Raw genomic sequence first — 22,525 nt, 5'->3', positions numbered from 1 at the left:
CTAGGCCCCCTGAGCGGCTAAATGTACCGCGCCCCGCAATCCCACCTCTGGATTCGTAATCACTGCAACGTACAACTGCTCCATCAGGGGGCGAAATCGTCCCTTACTCACAAACCCTTGGCGAAACGTGCCATCGGTCATTTTCGGCAGAATTTTGGGGGCAATCCCTCCGGCAATCAGCACCCCCCCCAAGGGCAAACTTTTCAGGGCAAGGTTGCCAGCCTCTGCCCCATAGGCATCCACAAACATCCGTAAGGCTTCTGCACACAGAGGATCCCCCTCAAGGCCGTATTGACTGATCACGGCGGCGCGATCCTCCACCTCTGCCATGGCTGCTGCAACCACTGCTGATTCGGGAGCAAAGTGGACACTCTTGAGATACTCGTAAATTGCCACTAGCCCCGCGCCAGAAACCACCCGTTCCACAGAAACTCGCTCGTAGGTTTGCCACAAATAGCGCAATAGACCCATTTCCTGTTCATTGCGGGGTGGAAAGTCGGTGTGGCCACCCTCTAGGGGCATCACTTGGTAGCGATCGCCCTGCCAAATCATCAGTGCTTCCCCCAAGCCAGTACCCGCTCCCAATAGGGCAATAGGCGCTTGGGGACGCCGTGGCCGCTCCTGAAGGACAACAAAATCCGTCGGCGGTAATACTAATGCACCATAGGCTACGGCTGCAAAATCATTCAGCAGCGTCACGCAAGGGATCTGCAATGCCGTTTCTAATTCGGCACCACTGACCCGCCAGCCCAAATTGGTGACCTGAGCCACTTGGTCAATCACAGGCCCCGGAATCCCCAGACAAGCCCGCTGTGGATGGGCAGGACTCTCCTTGAGGAACGTTTGCAAAAGAGTTGTCAAGTCAGGGAAATCGCGGCTGGCGTATTTCGCCCTGTGAAGCAAATGCCAATCACTGCCCACCACATCCCATAATTCGATGAGAGTTTTTGTGCCACCCACATCGGCGCCAAGTACAACGGTCATTGCCCACCCCTTGCTAACTCACGCTATGGGCTAACACTCGCTGCATCACGAGGGCGTAGGCATCCTCAATGGCGCCCAAATCTTGGCGAAAACGATCTTTATCGAGAATGCGCTTTTTAGGATCACTTTCATCTTGATTCCAGAGGCGGCAACTGTCGGGGCTAATTTCATCCGCTAAAAGAATCTCCCCCGTCGGACTGCGGCCAAACTCCAGCTTAAAGTCCACCAAGGTAATGCCACACTCCGCAAAAAAGCGACTGAGATGGGTATTGACGGCCAAGGCCATTTCCTTGATCGTTGCAACTTCCTCATCTGTAGCAATCTGCAATAGGCGCAGGCGATCGCCTGTAAGGAGCGGGTCACCAAGATCATCATTCTTGAGGTAAAACTCCACCAAGGGGGGATTGAGTTCTAATCCCAAGGGCAATCCCGTCTGCCGACAAAGGCTTCCCGCTGCCCGATTGCGCACCACCACCTCAAGGGGAATAATCTCTACTCGCCGAATGTGCATCTTGTTTGGCGCCACTTGGGCAATAAAATGGTTGGGGATGCCCTGAGCCGCTAGATACTGAAACAAATGGCTGGCGATCGCGCAGTTCATCACTCCCTTGTTTTGGATCGAGCCACGCTTCTGGGCATTAAAGGCGGTGGCCTCATCCTTGAACTCCGCCAGCAAGATGTCTGGATCCGCTGTGGCATAAATAATCTTTGCCTTGCCTTCGTACAAGGGAGAGAACTGAGTCATAAAAAGAGGTGCGTCTAAAAGCCAGATCTAGCCTAGCAAAGGCAGTCCCCCAATCCACAGCAGCTTGCTATAGGATAATCCCAATGGCTAAACCCCTCTTCGGCAAATTGGCATAGACTGACGGCAGGAGATAGATAGCGATGCCTCACTTCAGTAATCAACAGGCAGAAAAACTGGCAGAAATTGGTGCCTTCCTCCGCGAAAAGCGAGGGGAAGTGGGTCTAAGTCTTGAGGAGGTGGCCGCCAAAACGTTGGTGCGCCAGTCAATCCTTGCAGCCATTGAAAATGCCAACCTTGAGGAGTTGCCCGAACCCGTCTATACCCAAGGATTTATTCGCCGTTTTGCCGATGCCCTTGGCCTTGATGGCAAAAGTATTGCCGCCAATTTTCCAACAGTGGCTGACCCTGTGGAGCGCCCCGATAAACCCAGTCTTCCCAGGGGCGATATAGGTTGGCAGTTGCGCCCAATTCACCTCTACCTAATGTACTTTGCCCTCGTGGCAGCAGCAGTGGCTGGGTTGGCCTATCTCTTTCGTCCTCAAGCCCAAAGCATCACCGATTTAGCCCCCGCACCGACCCCTACCGCGTCCCCCAGTCCCACACCCACCCCCACAGCAGCGGCAACACCGACGCCCAGCCCCACGACCCCTGAAACGGTTGAGGTCAAGTTGTCCCTCTCCGATGCCTCGTGGCTCGAGGTGGAAGCCGATGGTCGAGTTGTCTATGCTGGTATTTTGGAGTCGGGAACAGAGCGCAGTTGGCAAGCCAAGGAGCGTTTAATTGTCCGCACGGGGAATGCTGGCGCTGTCAAGGTGAGTGTCAATAATGGTCCGTCCCAACCGATGGGGCAACTGGGAGAAGTGACAGAAAAAGAATTTCTTGCTAGTCAGGCCACTTCAGAGAGGGCAACCACGTCAACAGCACCGGAGCGTACCGTTTCCAACTAGGTCACCCTCAATGGATGCAGCAACCACCTATCAAGTGGGGGGCAGTTTACCGACCACATCGGCAGTCTATGTCCGACGGCAAGCGGATGCGGATCTGTTGGCTGCCCTGACCGCTGGTGAGTTTTGCTATATTCTCAATTCGCGGCAAATGGGCAAATCCAGCTTGCGGGTGCAAGTAACACAGCAATTGATCACAATGGGGTACCGCTGTGCTGCCCTCGACATTACCAAAATTGGCAGCCAAAATATTCAACCCGAGCAGTGGTATGCCAGCTTTGTGGGTGCCCTCATTCAGGGATTTCAGTTAACTGATGTGGTCTCCTTGCGCTCTTGGTGGCGCGATCGCCAGCTGGTGTCACCCATTCAGCGCCTCAGTGATTTCGTAGAAACGGTGCTGCTTGCCCACACCTGTGAACCCCTTGTCATTTTTATTGATGAAATTGATAGTTTGTTGAGTCTGCCCTTTTCCACCGATGATTTTTTTGCTTGGATCCGCGCTTGTTACAACCAACGGGCAGATTATCCCGAATATCAGCGCTTAACCTTTGCTCTCTTTGGCGTGGCCACCCCCGATCAACTGATTCAAGATAAGCAACGCACCCCCTTTAACATTGGTTGTGCCATTGATTTACAGGGATTTACCCTTGCGGAAGCCACCCCCCTACTCAAGGGCATTGCCCATCTTAGCGACAACCCCGATCAACTCTTGGCGGAAATTCTCAATTGGACGGGTGGCCAACCCTTCTTGACCCAAAAACTCTGTCGCCTGCTGCAACACCACGGGTCATTTATGCCGGCGTCAACCCTCTCCCATGAGTTAGCCCAGTTTGTCCAAGAGCATATCCTTCAGGATTGGGAGCGGCAAGATGAACCCGAACACCTCAAGACCATTCGCAATCGCTTGCTGGCCGATGAACAGCGCATCGGTCGTCTCTTGGGTCTCTATCAGCGGGTTTTAGAAACGGGGGGTATTCCCCTTGATGGCAGTAGTGAGCAGCGAGCCCTCGCTCTAACGGGATTGGTGTGCCAGCGCCAAGGCAAATTGCAGGTGTTTAACCCCATCTATGCCCAAGTTTTTGATGCCCAGTGGGTTGAGCAACAGTTGGCACAACTGCGCCCCTACAGTGAGGAGTTCCAAGCATGGCTGCGCTCTGGGGGCAGTGATAGCTCCCGTCTCCTGCGGGGACAAGCCCTTGAGGAAGCGTTGATCTGGGCCAGTGGCAAAAGTCTCAGTGATCTGGATTATCAGTATCTTTCTGCCAGTCAGGAGGCCAACCAGAAAGCGATTCAAGACACGTTACTGCTCGAGCGCCAAGAAAAGGAGACGATCAGTGCTGCCAACCGCATTCTCGAGGCAGCTCGCCAAAAAGCCAGTCGTCTGACCCGCCGCGCCCTCATGGCTCTTGGTATTGTTTCTGTGATTTCTCTGGGGGTAGCGGCAATTTTGGCAAAAACCTATGCAGATCTACAAGCCTCCCAAGAAAGTCTAGCCCTTGAGCAAACCAGTAATGATCTTCTGGAACAGTTTCAAGCCCAAGAGTTACCCGCCCTTTTAGCAGGTATTGAGGCAGGACGCCACTTAAAACGACTGGTGGGCGATCGCCCCCTGAGTCAATACCCTACGACGCGCCCCCTCTTTGTGCTTAATTTTCTCCTCGATCACATTCAAGCCCGCAACCAATGGCAGAGTGACAATACCCCCCTGATGGCGGCCTTTTTGACGGCTGATGGTCAGCAGTTCAGCATTAGTGAAAGCGGCCTTGTCGAATTTTGGCGAGTGAACGGCGAGCGACTGAGTGCCCAGTCTTTGGAGATTGGCAATGTCAAACTGGCACGGATCAGCCCTAGGGGCGATCGCGTGGGTCTGCTCAATAATAAGGGCGAAATTTCCCTGTGGCGTGTCGAACTGCAAAAACTTATCTTTGAACGGCGTTTGCCTGCCTTACCGATCAATAACTTTCGCTTTAGTCCAGAGGGGCAGGAGTTGGCGGCCACCACAACTACAGGGGATATGCTGCGTTGGAGCCTTGAAGGGGAATTACTGGCCACTATTCCCACCCCTAGCCAGAGTATCAATAGCTTGAGTTATGCCATCAGGGGCGATCGCTTGGCCACTGCCGATGAAGAAGGCTGGATTCGGGTTTGGTCTCGTCAGGGGGAACTGCTCCAAGCATGGCAAGTCCAAGCCGATCTTCCCGTTCCCCAAACCAGTTTGACCTATCTCAGCAATGGCCAACTGGCGACGGTAGGCAAAGATGGCACCCTCCGCCTTTGGAACACCAAGGGGCAACAAATCAATCAATGGCGTGTCAGTGCAGCCCCAGTGTATTTTGTGGGTACGTCTCCTGTGGGCTATCGTCTATTGACCCTGAGCACAGATAACACGATGCGTCTGTGGCAGCCAACGGGTGAACTGATTGCTGAGTTGGGGAGTCATGAACGCCTGATCAATACCGTCAGCTTTAATCCAACGGGGTCAGTGCTCCTCAGTAGCGATCGCGGGGGGCAAATGACGCTGTGGTACCTCGATCATCACCGCACGGAACACTGGTTTGCCGATCAAGAGAGTATTTGGACAGTGGCCTTAGATCCCCAAGCAGCCACAGTGGTCACGGGGGGCAAAGATGGTCGCGTCAAGTACTGGCGACGGGATGGCACGCTCCTTGCCACAACCCCAGTTCTCGATCCTCAAGGCATCAACCAAGTGCTCTTTAGTCCCAGCGGCCAACGGGTGGCGATCGCCACCAAAGGGGGAAAATTAGTGATCTGGAACCTTGCGGATCGCTCCCAGCAAATCTGGCAACTGCCCATCGAGGCTACCCTCTACACCGTGTCCATGGATCCCCAACGACGGTACTTAGCCGCAGGCGATGAAAAAGGCACCATTTATCTTGTTGACCTCCAGCGGCCAGAGAACATTCAAAAGCGCAAAAGTGAAGGGGAAATTTGGAGCCTCAGCTTCCATCCGACACTCCCCCTGCTGGCAAGTACGGGGTCTGCGGGCACAATTGAGGTCTGGAATTTTGAGGGCGATCGCCTTGCCTACCGCCTGAACCCTGATGCAGGATGGCTGGCTAGCCTTGAATTTAGTGCCAACGGCCAATTCCTAGCGGCGGCTGGCGAAAGTGGCTCCGTCTATTTGTGGTCAATTCACGGCAAGAATGCCCCCAGCAACCCCCGTGTGTTTCGTGCTCACCAGCGCAGTATTGTCAGTCTCGGTCTTAGCCCCGATGGTGAAATGATTGCCACCGCCTCCCCCGATCGCAGTGTGCGGGTTTGGAACCAAAGAGGCCAGCTCATTACACTGATTGATCGTATTTCTGCCATTCCCTACAGCGTTGATGTGAGTGGCCAAGACGAACTTTATGTGGCGATTGGTACCGAGGATGACGAGGTCTTGATTAGCCCGCTGGCCACCCTAGGACAGTTATTAACCAGCGCCTGTGACTGGCTCAAGGACTACCGTCAACAAAATCCCGATGTTGCTCAAGCCTGTCCCTAAACGCTTGCAAGGGAAGCAAGGGGATTCGGAACCTCCTCGCTGGTGAATTGCCCCATCAGCACATACTCCAAGCGCAGTTTCAGCCACTGGATAAATTGGGGGTTGGTGGAAATAATGGCTGCGGCGGGCTGTGGACAACGCGCCTTCTGTTCAGCAAACTGGGGCTGCTCTAGAAACGCTGGTTCTGGTACTAGCCAAAAATCAATCTCTTTGCCTTGCTCCCGATAGTGACGCTGGCGCTCGCGAAACACTTCCTCAAGGGGTTCTTCCTCAGTCAAAAACCTTTTGCTTGCGAGAATGTAATAGTACGTCGCCATGGGAATCTATGCAAAACCACAACATATTCTATACAGTCCTCAGCTTAGCATAGGGGGAACCCCTGCCTCCATAACACTCTAGTTCTGAAGTTTTCTGAGGTTTCTGGTCGGAGCGATCGCTCTTCCTAGCCCATGCACCGCGACTCCCTCTTTTACCAACTCTTTGCCCAGCTGCCCCAAACCCTCTTTGACCTTTTGGGCATAGACACCCCTCAGGGGTATCGTTTTGACTCAGTCGAGTTGAAGCAAACCGCCTTTCGCATTGATGGCGTCTTCGTGCCCCCTGACCCCTCGGGAATAGTCTATTTTTGTGAAGTGCAGTTTCAGCGGGACACTACCTTCTACGAACGATTCTTTGCTGAAATCTTTCTCTACTTGCGTCTGTATCGCCAAACCTTCTCTGATTGGCAAGCGGTGGTTATTTATCCCAATCGCCAAGCAGAACAAGAGTGTTTTGAGCCGTATCAATTGTTAGTGAATAGCGATCGCCTGCGTCGGGTCTATTTGAATGAACTCGGTTCACTTGAGGCGTTGCCATTGAGCCTAGCCCTGATGCAGCTCACCGTGTTACCCGAAGCAGAAATGCCGACAGCAGCACGGTTGCTGGCAGAGCGCACTCGCACAGAGGCAGTGCCAAGGCCAGAAGTCATAATGGAGTTAATCACAACCATTGTGCTCTACAAGTTCACCAAGCTGAGTCGCGAGGAGGTGCTGCGCATGCTGGGGTTTACCACTGAGGAACTAAAGCGGACGCGATTTTATCAAGAAGTGTATGCTGAGGCACGAGAGGAGGGGCGACAAGAGGGGCGACAAGAAGGATTGCAGCAAGGAGAAGCAGCCGTTGTCCTACGGCAGTTAAGGCGGCGGTTTGGTAGTGTGCCCAATGACCTTGAAGAAGGGATTCGTCAGCTCTCTGCCGATCAAATCGAAGCGTTGGCAGAAGCACTTCTAGACTTCACTGACCTAGAGGAAGTGTTTGCGTGGCTAAATCGCTCTTCCTAGCCCATGCACCGCGACTCCCTCTTTTACCAACTCTTTGCCCAGCTGCCCCAAACCCTCTTTGACCTTTTGGGCATAGACACCCCTCAGGGGTATCGTTTTGACTCAGTCGAGTTGAAGCAAACCGCCTTTCGCATTGATGGCGTCTTCGTGCCCCCTGACCCCTCGGGAATAGTCTATTTTTGTGAAGTGCAGTTTCAGCGGGACAACACCTTCTACGAACGATTCTTTGCGGAAATCTTTCTCTACTTGCGTCTGTATCGCCAAACCTTCTCTGATTGGCAAGCGGTGGTTATTTATCCCAATCGCCAAGCTGAACAAGAGTGTTTTGAGCCGTATCAATTGTTAGTGAATAGCGATCGCCTGCGTCGGGTCTATTTGAATGAACTCGGTTCACTTGAGGCGTTGCCATTGAGCCTAGCCCTGATGCAGCTCACCGTGTTACCCGAAGCAGAAATGCCGACAGCAGCACGGTTGCTGGCAGAGCGCACTCGCACAGAGGCAGTGCCAAGGCCAGAAGTCATAATGGAGTTAATCACAACCATTGTGCTCTACAAGTTCACCAAGCTGAGTCGCGAGGAGGTGCTGCGCATGCTGGGGTTTACCACTGAGGAACTAAAGCGGACGCGATTTTATCAAGAAGTGTATGCTGAGGCACGAGAGGAGGGGCGACAAGAGGGGCGACAAGAGGGACGAGAAGAAGGACGGCAAGAAGGATTGCAGCAAGGAGAAGCAGCCGTTGTCCTACGGCAGTTAAGGCGGCGGTTTGGTAGTGTGCCCAATGACCTTGAAGAAGGGATTCGTCAGCTCTCTGCCGATCAAATCGAAGCGTTGGCAGAAGCACTTCTAGACTTCACTGACCTAGAGGAAGTGTTTGCGTGGCTAAATCGCTCTTCCTAGCCCATGCACCGCGACTCCCTCTTTTACCAACTCTTTGCCCAGCTGCCCCAAACCCTCTTTGACCTTTTGGGCATAGACACCCCTCAGGGGTATCGTTTTGACTCAGTCGAGTTGAAGCAAACCGCCTTTCGCATTGATGGCGTCTTCGTGCCCCCTGACCCCTCGGGAATAGTCTATTTTTGTGAAGTGCAGTTTCAGCGGGACAACACCTTCTACGAACGATTCTTTGCGGAAATCTTTCTCTACTTGCGTCTGTATCGCCAAACCTTCTCTGATTGGCAAGCGGTGGTTATTTATCCCAATCGCCAAGCTGAACAAGAGTGTTTTGAGCCGTATCAATTGTTAGTGAATAGCGATCGCCTGCGTCGGGTGTATTTGAATGAACTTGGTTCACTTGAGGCGTTGCCATTGAGCCTAGCCCTGATGCAGCTCACCGTGTCACCCGAAGCAGAAATGCCGACAGCAGCACGGTTGCTGGCAGAGCGCACTCGCACAGAGGCAGTGCCAAGGCCAGAAGTCATAATGGAGTTAATCACAACCATTGTGCTCTACAAGTTCACCAAGCTGAGTCGCGAGGAGGTGCTGCGCATGCTGGGGTTTACCACTGAAGAACTAAAGCGGACGCGATTTTATCAAGAGGTTTATGCTGAGGCACGAGAGGATGGATTACAGCAAGGACTACAGCAAGGACTACAACAAGGACTACAGCAGGGATTGCAACAAGGATTGCAACAAGGACTACAGCAGGGATTGCAACAAGGATTGCAACAAGGATTGCAACAAGGACTACAGCAAGGACTGCAACAAGGATTGCAACAAGGACTACAGCAAGGAGAAGCAGCCGTTGTCCTGCGGCAGTTAAGGCGGCGGTTTGGCAGTGTGCCCAATGACCTTGAAGAACGGATTCGTCAGCTCTCTCCCGATCAAATCGAAGCGTTGGCAGAAGCACTTCTAGACTTCACTGACCTAGAGGCAGTGTCTGATTGGCTCGATCACTCCGCCTAAAAATACTGCCTCGCCTGTTGATCTATTTGGGTTGACATGCCCTAGACCCAAGAGGGGTAACATCGGCTGTTAAAATTTGTGATGGACTATCCATACGTGCAGCATTTTTGCCCTTAGGAGAGAACTGATTTGAGCGAAGCAGCCGTTGCCATTGTCACTGGTGCCTCACGGGGAATTGGTCGGGCGATCGCCCTCGAACTGGCGAAAGGAGGAGCCACTGTAGTTGTCAACTACGCCCGTTCTGCTGAAGCTGCCCTTGAAGTGGTGCAAATGATTGAACAGCAAGGGGGAACAGCGATCGCGATTGCTGCCGATGTATCTATCCCTGAGCAGGTCGATACCCTTGTGGCCAAAACGGTGGACACCTATGGCCGCGTCGATGTGCTGGTCAACAATGCCGGCATCACCCGCGACACGCTGCTGCTGCGCATGAGCCTCGAGGATTGGCAGGCGGTGATTAACTTGAACCTGACGGGGGTCTTCCTGTGTACCCGTGCGGTGAGTAAACTGATGCTCAAGCAAAAGCGGGGACGAATTATCAACATTGCTTCGGTAGCCGGGCAAATGGGCAACCCTGGCCAAGCCAACTACAGTGCTGCCAAAGCAGGCGTGATTGGGTTTAGCAAAACTGTGGCCAAAGAACTCGCCAGTCGGGGCATTACCGTGAATGCCGTTGCCCCCGGTTTTATTGCCACTGAGATGACCGCTGGACTCAAGGCAGAGGACATTCTTAAATTCATTCCCCTAGGGCGGTATGGCGAACCCACAGAGGTGGCAGGGATGGTGCGCTTTTTGGCCTTGGATCCGGCAGCCGCCTACATTACGGGGCAAGTCTTCAATGTGGATGGTGGTATGGTGATGGCCTAGGCGCCTTGGAGTAGTGCAGCAACCCATGACCGACGCGATTACCCTCCCCAGTCAATACGATCCCAAGCAAACCGAGGCCAAATGGCAACAGCTTTGGGAAAGCAGTGGTGTCTTTCACGCCGATCCCAACCACCCTGGCAAGCCCTATTGCATTGTCATTCCGCCTCCGAATGTCACCGGCAGTTTGCACATGGGTCACGCCTTTGAGCACGCCCTGATTGATGTGCTGATTCGCTATCACCGCATGATTGGTCGCAACGTCCTCTGGCTGCCGGGGACAGACCATGCCAGTATTGCTGTTAGCACGATTTTGGATCAACAGTTGCACGCGGAGGGCACCAACCGCTTTGCCTTGGGACGAGAGGCCTATCTCCAGCGGGCTTGGGCGTGGAAGGAGTCATCGGGCAATACGATTGTCGGCCAAATTCGTCGCTTGGGACTGTCGGTGGATTGGTCGCGCGAACGCTTCACCATGGACGAGGGGTTGTCGCGGGCGGTGCTGACCGCCTTTAATCGCCTCTATGAAGCAGGGCTGATCTATCGCGGTAAGTATTTGGTGAACTGGTGCCCCGCCAGTCAATCGGCAGTCTCGGATTTAGAAGTGGAAAACCGTGAAGTACAGGGGCATCTCTGGCATTTTCGCTATCCGCTGACGGATGGCTCAGGATATTTGGAGGTGGCGACGACCCGGCCAGAAACGATGCTGGGAGATACAGCGGTGGCGGTTCACCCTGAGGACGATCGCTATCGCCATTTGATTGGCAAAACGCTGCGGCTTCCCCTGATGAATCGGGAAATTCCCATTATTGGCGATCCCTTAGTAGATCCGACCTTTGGCACCGGCTGTGTGAAAGTCACCCCAGCCCACGATCCCAATGATTTTGTCATGGGGCAACGCCATCACCTACCCATGATTAACCTGATGAATAAGGATGGCACCCTCAATGAGAATGCTGGCGAGTTTGCAGGTCTGGATCGCTTTGTGGCGCGTAAACAGGTGGTGGCTCGCCTAGAGGCAGAGGGCTTTTTGGTACGGGTGGAGGACTATAAACACACCGTTCCCTATAGCGATCGCGGCAAAGTCCCCATTGAACCGCTCCTCTCTACTCAATGGTTTGTGAAAATTCGTCCCCTCGCGGATGCCACCCTCAAGGCACTGGATAAAAAGCACTCCCCCCGCTTTATCCCCGATCGCTGGGCAAAGGTCTATCGCGATTGGCTGGTGAACTTACGGGATTGGTGTATTTCACGGCAACTGTGGTGGGGACATCAAATTCCCGCTTGGTATGTGGTCAGTGAAACCGAAGGCGAAGTGCGCGATGACACGCCCTTTGTGGTGGCCATGGATGAGGCCGCTGCCCGCGCCAAGGCGATCGCCCAATTTGGCAAGGAGATTCAGCTCCAGCAGGATCAGGACGTACTGGATACGTGGTTTTCCTCTGGTCTATGGCCCTTTTCTACCCTCGGCTGGCCCGATGATACGCCAGACTATCGCTGCTATTACCCCAACACCACCCTTGTGACCGGGTTTGACATCATCTTTTTCTGGGTGGCGCGGATGACTATGATGGGGCAGTACTTCACGGGTAAAATCCCCTTCCGCGATGTCTATATCCACGGCTTGGTGCGGGATGAAAACAACAAGAAAATGTCCAAGTCTGCCAACAATGGCATTGACCCGCTGATCTTAATTGAAAAATACGGTACTGATGCGCTGCGCTATAGCTTGGTCAAGGAAGTGGTGGGCGCCGGTCAGGATATTCGCTTGGCCTACAACCGCAAAACCGATGAATCGGCAACCGTCGAGGCGGCTCGCAACTTTGCCAACAAGCTCTGGAATGCCTCTCGCTTTGTGTTGCTGAATCTAGAGGGACAAACCCCCAGCCAGTTGGGGACACCACAGCGGCGGGACTTGGCGGCCAGCGATCGCTGGATTCTCAGTCGCTACCACACGGCCATTCAAACCACCCGCGAACGCATTGAAAGCTATGGCCTTGGGGAGGCGGCTAAGGGACTCTACGAATTCATCTGGGGGGATTTTTGCGACTGGTACATTGAACTGGTGAAACCCCGTTTGCAAGGGGAAAACGCCAAAGCTAAGCGCACGGCGCAACAGGTGCTAGCCACGGTTCTCGATGGTATCCTGAAGCTGCTCCATCCTTTCATGCCCCACATCACCGAGGAAATTTGGCACACGCTGCATCAGGTGGGAGACAGTGAAGTTTTAGCGGTACAACCCTACCCGAAAGTGAATCGCCGCGCCATTGACCCTGACCTTGAAGCCCAATTTAGCCTTTTGATTGAAACCATCCGCACCCTTCGCAATCTGCGGGCAGAGGCAGGGATTAAGCCGGGATTGTATATTACGGCCTTGATTGAGGCCAGTGCTGAGGAAGCACCGATCTTTGAGGCTGGGGCGGCAGATATTCAACACCTAGCGCGCCTTGAGTCGTTAACCATTGGCACCGACCTGCAAATTCCGCAGCAGGTGTTTAGTGGTGTGGTTGGCAAAAGCGAGGTGCTCATTCCCCTAGCGGGGGTCGTGGATGTGGCAGCCTTGGTGGCCAAACTCCAGCAGGAGGGCGATCGCCTGACCAAAGACATTCAATCTTTAACGGCTCGCCTCAACAACCCCAATTTTGTTAACAAAGCCCAACCAGAGGTGGTGGCTACGGCTCAGGCGCAACTGACCGCTGCCCAACAGCAACTCGCGATTATTCAGCGCCGACTCCAGTCGCTAAGTGCCGATGCCTAAACCCAATCCTGATCAGTAGAAAACAGCACCGCAAGCAGTTGAAGCCTACTTGTGTGATCGCTCGCCTCATTAACGTGCAATAAAAAATAGGGGGGTGTTTCCCCCCCCTAAAATGGACTGAGAAAATCTCAGCCTCAATAGCGATAGCCGCCGTAGCCGCTGTTGGCCTGATTGGGCTTGTAGACAATAAAGCCCATCACTTGGCACTGCTTGATATTGTCAAAGGCCACCACCCGGATAAAGCAGTTAGGATACTCCGAGCGGCACTGCTGCACCTCGTTGAGCACCTCTTGGGCATTGGTGCAGTTAAACAGGGGCAGCTTCCACATCGTCCAGTAGTGAATCTCAGCATCAGAGGTTTCGTTGAACTCTACGCAGGGGTGGTAACCCTGATCAATCGCGTACTGGATTTGCCGCATAATTTGGGCATCACTGAGGGGAGGCAGGTAGGAGAAAGTTTCGTAACGACGCTCTTTGGGCAGTGTTTTCATAGGTTCCTCAATTGGTTCACAGTCAACAAATTATTCAGGAGTTTCTGGATGGCTGCTCTCAACATTGGCTTCCGACACTTGGGTCATCCGCTCCAGTTGTTGACAGCGTTGTTGCAAGTTGGCCTGCTGGATGCCCGCACGTAACATTTCTGGTAGATAGTCCGCCACCATTTCCGCGAGATGTTCGCGTACCGTGAGGATGCGAAAACCGAGATCGGGCTGTTCGCGAAAGAGGGCTTCCAAGTAGCGTTCACCATCTTGGATACTTTCTTGACTCGTGAACTGGTGTAGCCAGAGCGATCGCGGTGGATCGGTTTCGGCCAGTTGCCCAATCACGGTTCGCACGGCCTGATAGGTGAGATAACTCATCAGGGTTTTGGTGGTTTGCTTCGCAATGTGCTTGACATCCATAGACCTACGGGGAAATCGTTGCCGTAGCTCCGATTGAACCCCAACTGCACCACCTAGATCGTGTCTTGCGCTTCAAACTCGAACTTGATTTCTTTCCAGAGTTCGCAGGCAGCAGCCAGTTCTGGACTCCAGCGAGCGGCTTCGCGGATGATGTCGCTGCCTTCGCGCATCAGGTCACGACCTTCGTTGCGGGCTTGGATGCAGGCTTCAAGGGCGACCCGGTTCGCAGTTGCCCCCGGTGCATTTCCCCACGGGTGACCAAGTGTGCCGCCCCCAAATTGCAGCACAGAATCATCACCAAAAATGTCCACCAGTGCGGGCATGTGCCAGACGTGAATGCCACCAGAAGCCACCGCCATCACTCCTGGCATCGAGGCCCAGTCTTGGGTGAAGTAAATGCCACGAGAGCGATCCTGCTCAATGTAGTTTTCCCGCAACAGATCGATAAAACCAAGGGTGATGGCTTTATCCCCTTCCAGCTTACCGACAACGGTACCGGTGTGGATGTGGTCACCACCAGACATCCGCAAGCACTTGGCCAAGACCCGGAAGTGGATGCCGTGGTTTTTCTGACGGTCAATCACAGCGTGCATAGCGCGGTGAATGTGCAGTAGCATGCCATTGTCACGGCACCATTTGGCCAAGGTAGTGTTGGCAGTGAACCCCGCGGTCAGGAAGTCATGCATGATGATGGGCATTTCCAGTTCTTTGGCAAACTCTGCCCGCTTCAGCATTTCCTCGCAAGTGGGAGCGGTTACGTTGAGATAGTGGCCTTTGATTTCGCCAGTTTCGGCCTGGGCTTTGTGAATGGCATCGGCAACGAAGAGGAAGCGATCGCGCCAGCGTTGGAAGGGCTGGGAGTTGATGTTTTCGTCATCTTTGGTGAAGTCCAGACCACCGCGCAGACATTCATAAACGGCACGGCCATAGTTTTTCGCCGACAGACCCAGTTTCGGCTTGATCGTGCAGCCCAAGAGGGGACGACCATATTTATTCAATTTGTCGCGCTCCACTTGAATCCCGTGGGGGGGGCCTTGGAAGGTTTTCAGGTAAGCCACCGGAATCCGCAGGTCTTCTAGACGCAGCGCTTTGAGGGCTTTGAAACCAAACACGTTCCCCACAATGGAGGTCAGCATGTTGGTGACGGATCCTTCTTCAAAGAGATCCAGCGGGTAGGCAATGTAGGCGATGAACTGATTATCTTCACCCGGCAGGGGTTCGATGTCGTAGCAGCGACCTTTGTAGCGATCCAAGTCGGTCAGCAGGTCGGTCCACACGGTGGTCCATGTCCCTGTCGAGGATTCTGCGGCAACGGCGGCGGCAGCTTCCTCAAAGGGCACGCCCGGCTGCGGGGTCACACGAAAGGCCGCTAGAATATCGGTATCTTTGGGGGTGTAATCAGGGGTGTAATAGGTCAGGCGGTAGTCTTTTACCCCTGCCTGATACCCAGCTTTCTGGGATTTGGATTGCGTATAGGCCATAGACGTTTTTCCTCTTTAACAGTGACTGTGCCGAATAGAGCAATCTCTACGGGCAACCTTTGCAATGGGTAGTGTGAACGCTACGATTCCCCCAAAATGGGGCAAAATTGAGCAATGCAAAACTCAGCGAGATGATGCAACCATCCGCAAGCCTGTGATATCGTCGTAGGTCTTATGCTTAAGCATCAGCTTAGTTGATACCCAATGCAATAACTTTTGCTTTGGAGATTCTTAATTATTCTATAGGTTTGGGTTATCAATCTTTAGAGTTGTTTATAGGTTTCTAATCAGAGGCGCACAACTATAGTGCTCTGTCTATTCAAAAACGATTGAGGATTATCTGAAATCAATTGAATGGCATTCATGGGGGGCGATCGCTCTATTGTTTTTGCAAAAAAGGGGGTGGAATTTCTATGAGTCCGATCATTCAATGGTATCCCGGCCACATTGCCAAGGCAGAACGCGCCCTCAAGGAACAACTGAAACAGGTGGATGTGATCTTGGAAGTGCGGGATGCACGGATTCCCCTGGCCAGTTGTCATCCCCAAATTCGTCAGTGGGCCAGTGGCAAGCACCGCCTCTTAGTGCTCAATGGCATGGACAGGATTAGCGATCGCGATCGCCAGCAGTGGCTGACATGGTTTGAGACCCAAGGAGAAACCGTCTTTTTTACCAATGCCCAGCGGGGGGAAGGCATTCGCCGCCTCCAACAGGCAGCGGTTCAGGCGGGTGCCGCCATGAATCAACGCCGTCAACAGCGGGGCATGCAAGTAAGAGCCGTACGGGCTGTGGTTCTGGGGTTTCCCAATGTGGGCAAGTCAGCACTGATTAATCGCCTTTTGCAGCAGCGGGTGGTCGAGAGTGCCGCTCGGCCGGGGGTAACCCGGCAACTGCGCTGGGTACGTTTGTCTCCCACCTTGGAACTTTTGGATGCCCCCGGGGTCTTGCCGATGAATTTTAAGAATCAAGAGGCGGCGGTAAAACTGGCCATTTGTGATGACATTGGCCAAGCTGCCTATGATCCTTGTCGGGTGGCGCCGATTCTTGTTGAGCTACTGCACCAGTTGGGACACGCCGATCGCCTCAGCGATCGCTACGGTTTAGCCGTCACCGACACGGGTGAAACCTATCTTTACGACCTTGCCACTCGCCGCTACCATGGGGACTTAGAACGGGCAGCCCGACAACTGTTGCAAGACTATCGCCGCGGTTACTTGGGGGCGATCGCCCTTGAGCATCCCCCTCAAAATGAAAGCAAGGGCGTAGCATAATGATGAAAACACTGATTATTACTGTCGGGAACCGGCAAGTCGGCTGGCGCTGCCGCGATGGCATTATTCGCAGTTTTGGAGCCGATGGCAGTCGCAAAGAGCCACCTCATCTTGATGAACTGTATCAGGAATTTGGCATTAAGCGAGATTTCCATGATCCTGAGAAAAAGTACCGCCACAGTCTGCGCTATTTGAGTGAGATTGTGTATCGCTACTGTAAGGCAAAGAGCGATTTCTCGCAGCTGGTGCTGCTTCTTGATGAGCAAATCTTGGTGGAACACTATGCCACGCCAACGGAACCTGCGGAGGTGATTCTCTGGGGAACAGATCAGCCAGAGTCGGTCGGCTGGCAATTTTACGCCATGGATACTTGCTGGTTGGCGCAGTTGATGGCAGGGGCGATTCGGCAGCGCTATCCCCACCTCAACGTCACGGTTTGGAACTGTCCGGTTGATGTGAATCAGAGGCAAGCCCTGTGGGACTTCACGGAAAAGCAGTTAGAGCAATATATTAAGCGTCTGCCAGAGAACGCGGCTGGCAATTGGCAGTTGCAAATTCAAACAAAGGGGTCTGTCCCTCAAATGGCAGATGCTTTGAACATGATTGCGGCAGTTCTCATGCGTCAGTATCCCGTTAGGAAAATTATCCCGACAGAGCCAAAACCGTTCTTTGATCCAAGCAATCAGTCTGCTCGCAGTGCTGAATCTCTTGAAGAGGTGTCTTTAGGTGAGGTCTTTTGGCCACTGGAACGCCAGCGGATTGCCACAGCATGGAAACGGGGCGACTTTGCTGCCGCAAAGGTACTCCTTGAAGCCCATCGCGATCGCCATGAAGCGCTCTATCAGTTGGCCGATCGCCTTGCCTTAGCAACAAACTGGAGTATTCAAGATTTTCTCAAGGGAATTCAGGGGGAACGCTGGCTGGATCAAGGGTCTACGAGAGCAGTGGCTCGCAAAGATCAACGGCAGGAGTGGCGCGAGGCGACGGTCACTCGCTGTCCCAATAGTGAAACGGCCACCAGCAAGTTCTTGAAAATTTGGGAATTTGAGCTATTGATTGATCTGAGCTTGCAGCAGGCGAACTATACCCTCGCCTTTATGCAATTTGCCCAGATGCTTGAACGGCTCCTGTTTTGGCGATGCGAACAGGAAGATTGGCGCACGCAGGGGCACTTAGGTGAGGAATTCTTGCAGGAGGGCAACTATCGTGATCCGACATTGGGGGTGCTGTGGCGAGCCTGGGCAAAAGCGGAGCAGCGATCGCTCACTGATCCCTTTGCCAAAAAACTGGAAAAAGTGAATGAATATCGCAATAGTGTGGTTCACCGCAATCGAGCGATCGGCCGTAAAGAGTTGACTCAGTTGGCCGGTGTTTCCCCAGAGACATCCCCAGCAGAAATTCATCAAGGGCTGTTAAATGTCCTTTGCCAAGTTCTCAATCAAGAACAAATGCCAGAAAAAGGGGTGGCGCGATCGCTCTACGAGTGGGGACTAGAGCAACTGAAGTAATCCCAATCCCAGCCTAAGCAGCAATCTCCACGCCAAAGACCTCTTGGAAGACTTTGCCCACCTTGTAGCCGGAGTCAATTGACTCTAGGGGATCTTTGCGCAAGCGGTGCCGCAGACACAGGACAATCACTCGTGAAATATCCTCGACGGTAACATCCGTGCGTCCCTCAAAGGCGGCCAAGGCCTTGGCAGCGCGGTTGGTGACAATGTCTCCCCGCAGGCCATCCACATCTAGCTCGGCGCACACTTGGGAAATTTTCACCCGCAGTTCGTAGTCAATTGTGACACTCGGCAAGAGGGCTTGGGCAGCAACTAGCTTGGCCTGCAGTGCCTCCTGTTGGGCTTGGTATTTGGCTAAAAAGGCTTCGGGGTTTTGATCAAATTGCGATCGCTGCTCAACAATTTCTACCCGCAGGGTTGCATCCTTAACGGTGCGAATCTCGGCGTGCATGCCAAAGCGATCCAGCAGTTGCGGCCGCAGTTCCCCCTCCTCTGGGTTACCAGAGCCCACTAGGACAAATCGGGCGGGGTGGCGGATGGAGATGCCTTCGCGCTCAACCGTGTTCCAGCCAGAGGCCGCCGCATCCAGCAGCACATCCACCAAATGGTCGTCGAGCAGGTTCACCTCATCCACATAGAGAATGCCGCGATTGGCCTTGGCCAAGAGTCCCGGCTCAAAGGCTTTGACCCCCTCCGCTAGGGCTTTTTCAATATCAATGGTGCCGCAGACCCGATCCTCGGTTGCCCCCAAGGGCAGATCCACCATCGGCACTTTTTTCTTGATGGTGTGAATGGGTTCCCCCGCCGCCACCGCCACCTTGACCGCGTCACTCATCAAATCCGGATCGCTAGGATGACTGTTGAAGGGGTCATCGGCCACCACTTCGATTTCCGGCAGCAGATCCGCGAGGGCGCGAATGGTGGTTGATTTGCCCGTGCCGCGATCGCCCATAATCATCACCCCACCAATTTTGGGGTCAATGACATTGAGCAACAATGACAGTTTCATTTCGTCCTGACCGACAATTGCCGCAAAGGGAAAAACAGGCCGACGAGGGACAGCAGTCGCAGTCACAGGCATCACATCGCAAAAACAGCATTGATTATTGTGCCACATTGCGCTTGCGCTGCCACAGCAAAATTTTTCCGCAAAATCCTAGCCCTAGGTGGAGGAACTGTGATACCCTAAGTAGGAACAATTAAGGAGCTAAGCGCTCTCATTGCTTTTGCTCCATTACATCCATGCAGGTTCTCAATTAGCAACAATCGCTGTGAACCCATCCAGTTATTTTACACCACTAATCAAGGCAGGGGCTTTGCGTACCCTTGGGGAACGTAGGCCTCAGTTGCGAGCGGTTTCTCACGCCCGACTGTCCATTTTTGAATCGTGTTGTTTTTAAGCTGCTTAAGGGAGGTTTCTTTATGTCCGTGCGTTTATATGTGGGCAATCTGCCGCGTGAACTGAGCCGCGAAGAGCTAGAAGCCCTATTTAACCAAGAAGTGGGCGAAGTAGGCACTACCAAACTGATTACCGATCGCAAGACTGGTAAGTGCCGCGGTTTCGGCTTTGTCACCGTTGAATCCGAGGAAGTGGCGGATCAGGTGATTGAGAAACTCAACGGCTACACCTTTAAGGACAATCCCCTCAAGATTGAGAAGGCCAACGACAAGCCCAAATCTGAAGCTAAGGAAAATAAGGAAAAAGAAGAAACAGTGGCCGAAAAACCCACTCCCAGCAACCGCAATAATCGCAAAAACAATAAAAACAATGGGCGGCGTACCCAAGCCAATTCGGCGCCGGCTGAATATAGCTCCATGGATACCGAGGCGGCTCAACCGGATCCCCGCTGGGCAGATGCCTTAGCACAGCTTAAGGAACGGCTCCTTGCCCAAAGCAGCAACGCTTAAAGGTTTTAGGTAGTTTCTATGACGGCGGATCCCTGGCCATTTGTGACCTCGGGTATCCCCGATGATCTCTTTGAGCGCTTACCAGGTATTCCCCTCACCCAACGGGAAACGCGATTATTGATGCTTTCCTATTTGCGGCTTGAGCCGGACTCTTGTCTTTGGGATGTGGGCGCGGGCACGGGTACGATCGCTGTTGAGGCAGCACGCTTGGCGAAGCGGGGACAGGTGATTGCCATTGAACGGGATGAGGAAGTGGTTGATCTGATCCAGCGCAATTGCGATCGCTTTGGCGTCAAGAATGTGCAGATTGTTGCCGGTTCGGCTCCAGACTGCTTTCCCCAGTTACGTCGCACACCGCAGCGGATTTGTCTCGAGGGGGGGCGCCCGATTAAGGAAGTTTTGCTGCAAGCGTGGGAGTATCTTGCGCCCGGTGGTCGCTTGGTGGCGATCGCCAGCAGTTTAGAAAATCTCTATGCTCTCTCTGAAGGCTTTGCGACAGTCCAAGCCCGCAGCCTAGAGGTGGTGCAATCGGTCATCAATCGCCTAGAAACGCGGGGCGGCCACCAAATTTTTGCAGCAGTGGAACCGATCTTTATTCTCAGTGGCGAGAAAATTTCCTAATGGGCAGCGGGCAACTGTGGGTGGTGGGTACCCCCATTGGCAATCTTGAGGATATAAGCGCTCGTGCCCTGCGCATTCTCAAGGCGGTGGATCTCATTGCTGCGGAGGATACACGCCACACCGGCCGCCTGTTACAGCATTTTGGCATTACCACACCCCAAATCAGTCTCCATGAGCACAATACCCAACAGCGCGTGCCCCAACTGCTTCAGCGCCTAGAGGCGGGTCAACAGATTGCCTTGGTTAGCGATGCAGGGTTACCGGGGGTGTCGGATCCCGGTTATGAACTGATCACGGCCTGTATTGCCGCAGCCATTCCGGTCACACCGATTCCCGGCGCGAATGCTGCCTTAACAGCCTTGATGGCTGCTGGCTTACCCATGGATCGCTTTTGTTTTGAAGGGTTTTTGCCTCCCAAGGGGCGCGATCGCCAGCAGCGATTAGCAGCACTGCAACAGGAAACGCGCACAATTCTTCTCTACGAAGCCCCCCATCGCTTGCTGCAAACGGTAACAGAGTTACGTCAAATCTTGGGGAGCGATCGCCCCCTCGTCCTCGCCCGTGAACTCACCAAGCGCCATGAAGACTTTTGGCGGGGTACCCTCGGTACTGCCTGCACTTATCTACAGGAGCATTCCCCCCGCGGCGAATACACACTGGTTTTAGGCGGTGCCCCTGAACACTCTGTGGCCGTGAATCCCCATCATCTCGCGGACGAGTTAGCGACACTTCTCAGCCAAGGCCTTTCCCTTACCCAAGCCAGCCGTCAACTGGCAGATCTCACAGGGCTTTCGCGGCGCGACATCTATCAACTGGGACTCCAGCTCAAACAGGCATCCCCTTGACTTTCCCCCTCAATGGCGGCGGCAACCCATCCACAAACTGGGGATAGACGGGGAGTCGTGGCACTAATTCCCATCCCCACGCCTGTAATTGTTCCCTTAGGGCTGTCACATCGGTATGGGGATAGTCTGGATTGACATGATCCAAGGGAACGATGCCCCCCAAATCGCGAGCGCCTGCGTTTAGGCACGCCCGAAAGACCTCTGGATCTGTGACGAGATTCGCAGGAATTTGAATCGTGATGTCTTCAGGCAAGAGCGATCGCGCCCAGTGTACCACGTTCGGTAATTGCCTCAGATCAAAGGGGGGCAACGCTGCTTCCTGTTGCTGGCCGGGACTGTGGGGCTGCAAAATCACCTCCTGAATATGTCCCCACCGCCGATGACACTCAGCAATGGCCGTGAGCGTTTCTGCCCAATCCTGCGGCTCTTCACCAATGCCCAAGAGCAAGCCCGTAGTGAAGGGAATACCCAGTTCCCCGGCCTGTTCCAGTTGGTGTAAACGCAGTTGCGGATCCTTGCTAGGGGCATGGCGATGGACGCTTTGCAACAACTTCGGTGTTAATTGCTCTAGCATCAGTCCCATCGAGACATTCACCGCCTTGAGAGCGGCCATTTCTGCTCGATTGAGGGGACCCGCATTGGTATGGGGCAGAAATCCCTGATCCAAGGCTAAGGCGGCTAGATCATAGAGACGCTCTAACCATTGGGAACGCTGGGGACTGTTGGGGGCAACTTCGCCACTGAGAATCAAAATTTCTCGCACCTGTTGGGGGTCAAGCCCTGCCAACTGTTGAGCCGCCGCCTCTAAACTCAACCAACCACTCGTGCCAATATCCTGACGGAAGTTGCAGTAGGTACAGCGATTAAAACACTCGTACGTCGGTACAAGAGTAAAAGCTGGACTATAGGTGATGGTGCGATCGCTCATGGAGACTCACGAAAAAGTGCTCTTATCTCAGCACCACTGC

At 53.7% G+C, this 22,525-nt stretch carries 20 protein-coding genes; 12 read left to right on the top strand and 8 right to left on the bottom strand.

Going from position 1 to position 22,525, the window contains the following annotated elements; all coding sequences use genetic code 11:
* Both RHJ31_RS03895 and purC read right to left on the bottom strand, forming a co-directional pair.
* Positions 1-984, bottom strand: coding sequence for a glucokinase (locus RHJ31_RS03895; protein WP_206200352.1), 984 nt, complete (start codon positions 982-984; stop codon positions 1-3).
* Between the two features lie 13 nt (positions 985-997).
* On the bottom strand, positions 998-1,729 hold the full coding sequence (purC, locus tag RHJ31_RS03890; RefSeq protein WP_302677432.1) for a phosphoribosylaminoimidazolesuccinocarboxamide synthase: 732 nt from the start codon (positions 1,727-1,729) through the stop codon (positions 998-1,000).
* A 140-nt stretch (positions 1,730-1,869) separates the two neighbouring features.
* On the opposite strand from purC, the gene RHJ31_RS03885 reads away from it, so the two are divergent.
* Together RHJ31_RS03885 and RHJ31_RS03880 are read left to right on the top strand one after the other, a co-directional pair.
* A complete protein-coding gene (locus RHJ31_RS03885; RefSeq protein WP_302677431.1) occupies positions 1,870-2,676 on the top strand; it encodes a helix-turn-helix domain-containing protein in 807 nt (268 codons plus the stop codon).
* A gap of 10 nt (positions 2,677-2,686) precedes the next feature.
* On the top strand, positions 2,687-6,178 hold the full coding sequence (locus RHJ31_RS03880) for an AAA-like domain-containing protein (protein ID WP_302677430.1): 3,492 nt from the start codon (positions 2,687-2,689) through the stop codon (positions 6,176-6,178).
* Here RHJ31_RS03880 and RHJ31_RS03875 read toward each other — a convergent pair.
* A complete protein-coding gene (locus RHJ31_RS03875; RefSeq protein ID WP_302677429.1) occupies positions 6,175-6,495 on the bottom strand; it encodes an MgPME-cyclase complex family protein in 321 nt (106 codons plus the stop codon). The genes RHJ31_RS03880 and RHJ31_RS03875 overlap by 4 nt on opposite strands.
* Before the next feature lie 132 nt (positions 6,496-6,627).
* Here RHJ31_RS03875 and RHJ31_RS03870 point away from each other — a divergent pair, with 132 nt between their 5' ends.
* The 5 genes from RHJ31_RS03870 to RHJ31_RS03850 all read left to right on the top strand — a co-directional run bounded on the left by RHJ31_RS03870 (position 6,628) and on the right by RHJ31_RS03850 (position 13,021).
* Positions 6,628-7,497: an Rpn family recombination-promoting nuclease/putative transposase gene (locus tag RHJ31_RS03870; protein ID WP_302677428.1), complete on the top strand. Its 870-nt coding sequence runs from the start codon at positions 6,628-6,630 to the stop codon at positions 7,495-7,497.
* 3 nt (positions 7,498-7,500) lie between these two features.
* Positions 7,501-8,394, top strand: a complete 894-nt coding sequence (locus RHJ31_RS03865) for an Rpn family recombination-promoting nuclease/putative transposase (protein ID WP_302677427.1) — start codon at positions 7,501-7,503, stop codon at positions 8,392-8,394.
* Positions 8,395-8,397: 3 nt separating this feature from the next.
* A complete protein-coding gene (locus RHJ31_RS03860; protein WP_302677426.1) occupies positions 8,398-9,399 on the top strand; it encodes an Rpn family recombination-promoting nuclease/putative transposase in 1,002 nt (333 codons plus the stop codon).
* 129 nt (positions 9,400-9,528) lie between these two features.
* Positions 9,529-10,266: a 3-oxoacyl-[acyl-carrier-protein] reductase gene (gene fabG / locus RHJ31_RS03855; protein WP_302677425.1), complete on the top strand. Its 738-nt coding sequence runs from the start codon at positions 9,529-9,531 to the stop codon at positions 10,264-10,266.
* Between the two features lie 25 nt (positions 10,267-10,291).
* A complete protein-coding gene (locus RHJ31_RS03850; protein ID WP_302677424.1) occupies positions 10,292-13,021 on the top strand; it encodes a valine--tRNA ligase in 2,730 nt (909 codons plus the stop codon).
* A 134-nt stretch (positions 13,022-13,155) separates the two neighbouring features.
* On the opposite strand, the gene RHJ31_RS03845 is transcribed toward RHJ31_RS03850, so the two are convergent.
* Genes RHJ31_RS03845 through RHJ31_RS03835 form a run of 3 tightly spaced genes read right to left on the bottom strand, consistent with a single transcriptional unit; the run spans position 13,156 to position 15,404 of the window.
* Positions 13,156-13,512 carry a ribulose bisphosphate carboxylase small subunit gene (locus RHJ31_RS03845; RefSeq protein ID WP_206200361.1) on the bottom strand — a complete coding sequence of 119 codons (357 nt, stop codon included), beginning with the start codon at positions 13,510-13,512 and terminating at the stop codon, positions 13,156-13,158.
* A 30-nt stretch (positions 13,513-13,542) separates the two neighbouring features.
* On the bottom strand, positions 13,543-13,923 hold the full coding sequence (gene rcbX, locus RHJ31_RS03840) for a RuBisCO chaperone RbcX (protein WP_302677423.1): 381 nt from the start codon (positions 13,921-13,923) through the stop codon (positions 13,543-13,545).
* A 53-nt stretch (positions 13,924-13,976) separates the two neighbouring features.
* Positions 13,977-15,404: a form I ribulose bisphosphate carboxylase large subunit gene (locus RHJ31_RS03835; protein ID WP_149819787.1), complete on the bottom strand. Its 1,428-nt coding sequence runs from the start codon at positions 15,402-15,404 to the stop codon at positions 13,977-13,979.
* A 413-nt stretch (positions 15,405-15,817) separates the two neighbouring features.
* Here RHJ31_RS03835 and ylqF point away from each other — a divergent pair, with 413 nt between their 5' ends.
* Positions 15,818-16,675, top strand: a complete 858-nt coding sequence (ylqF, locus tag RHJ31_RS03830; protein ID WP_302677422.1) for a ribosome biogenesis GTPase YlqF — start codon at positions 15,818-15,820, stop codon at positions 16,673-16,675.
* Positions 16,675-18,183, top strand: a complete 1,509-nt coding sequence (locus RHJ31_RS03825) for a hypothetical protein (protein WP_302677421.1) — start codon at positions 16,675-16,677, stop codon at positions 18,181-18,183. The genes ylqF and RHJ31_RS03825 overlap by 1 nt, the downstream gene beginning before the upstream one ends.
* Positions 18,184-18,196: 13 nt before the next feature.
* Here RHJ31_RS03825 and bchI read toward each other — a convergent pair whose 3' ends face one another.
* Positions 18,197-19,264, bottom strand: a complete 1,068-nt coding sequence (gene bchI, locus RHJ31_RS03820; protein ID WP_302677786.1) for a magnesium chelatase ATPase subunit I — start codon at positions 19,262-19,264, stop codon at positions 18,197-18,199.
* Positions 19,265-19,605: 341 nt separating this feature from the next.
* On the opposite strand from bchI, the gene RHJ31_RS03815 reads away from it, so the two are divergent.
* The 3 genes from RHJ31_RS03815 to rsmI are packed head-to-tail and all read left to right on the top strand — an operon-like array spanning position 19,606 to position 21,557.
* On the top strand, positions 19,606-20,091 hold the full coding sequence (locus tag RHJ31_RS03815) for an RNA-binding protein (protein WP_302677420.1): 486 nt from the start codon (positions 19,606-19,608) through the stop codon (positions 20,089-20,091).
* Between the two features lie 18 nt (positions 20,092-20,109).
* On the top strand, positions 20,110-20,712 hold the full coding sequence (cbiT, locus tag RHJ31_RS03810) for a precorrin-6Y C5,15-methyltransferase subunit CbiT (protein WP_302677419.1): 603 nt from the start codon (positions 20,110-20,112) through the stop codon (positions 20,710-20,712).
* Positions 20,712-21,557 carry a 16S rRNA (cytidine(1402)-2'-O)-methyltransferase gene (gene rsmI / locus RHJ31_RS03805; RefSeq protein WP_302677418.1) on the top strand — a complete coding sequence of 282 codons (846 nt, stop codon included), beginning with the start codon at positions 20,712-20,714 and terminating at the stop codon, positions 21,555-21,557. The genes cbiT and rsmI overlap by 1 nt, the downstream gene beginning before the upstream one ends.
* Here rsmI and cofG read toward each other — a convergent pair.
* Complete coding sequence (gene cofG, locus RHJ31_RS03800) at positions 21,538-22,485, bottom strand: 7,8-didemethyl-8-hydroxy-5-deazariboflavin synthase subunit CofG (protein WP_302677417.1); 948 nt, start codon at positions 22,483-22,485, stop codon at positions 21,538-21,540. The two genes, rsmI and cofG, sit on opposite strands and share 20 nt — an antisense overlap.
* Between the last annotated feature and the right edge of the window lie 40 nt (positions 22,486-22,525).

This window comes from Thermosynechococcus sp. JY1331 (assembly GCF_031583475.1).
GTDB lineage: Bacteria > Cyanobacteriota > Cyanobacteriia > Thermosynechococcales > Thermosynechococcaceae > Thermosynechococcus.
This window is presented reverse-complemented; position numbering and strand designations above follow the sequence as displayed.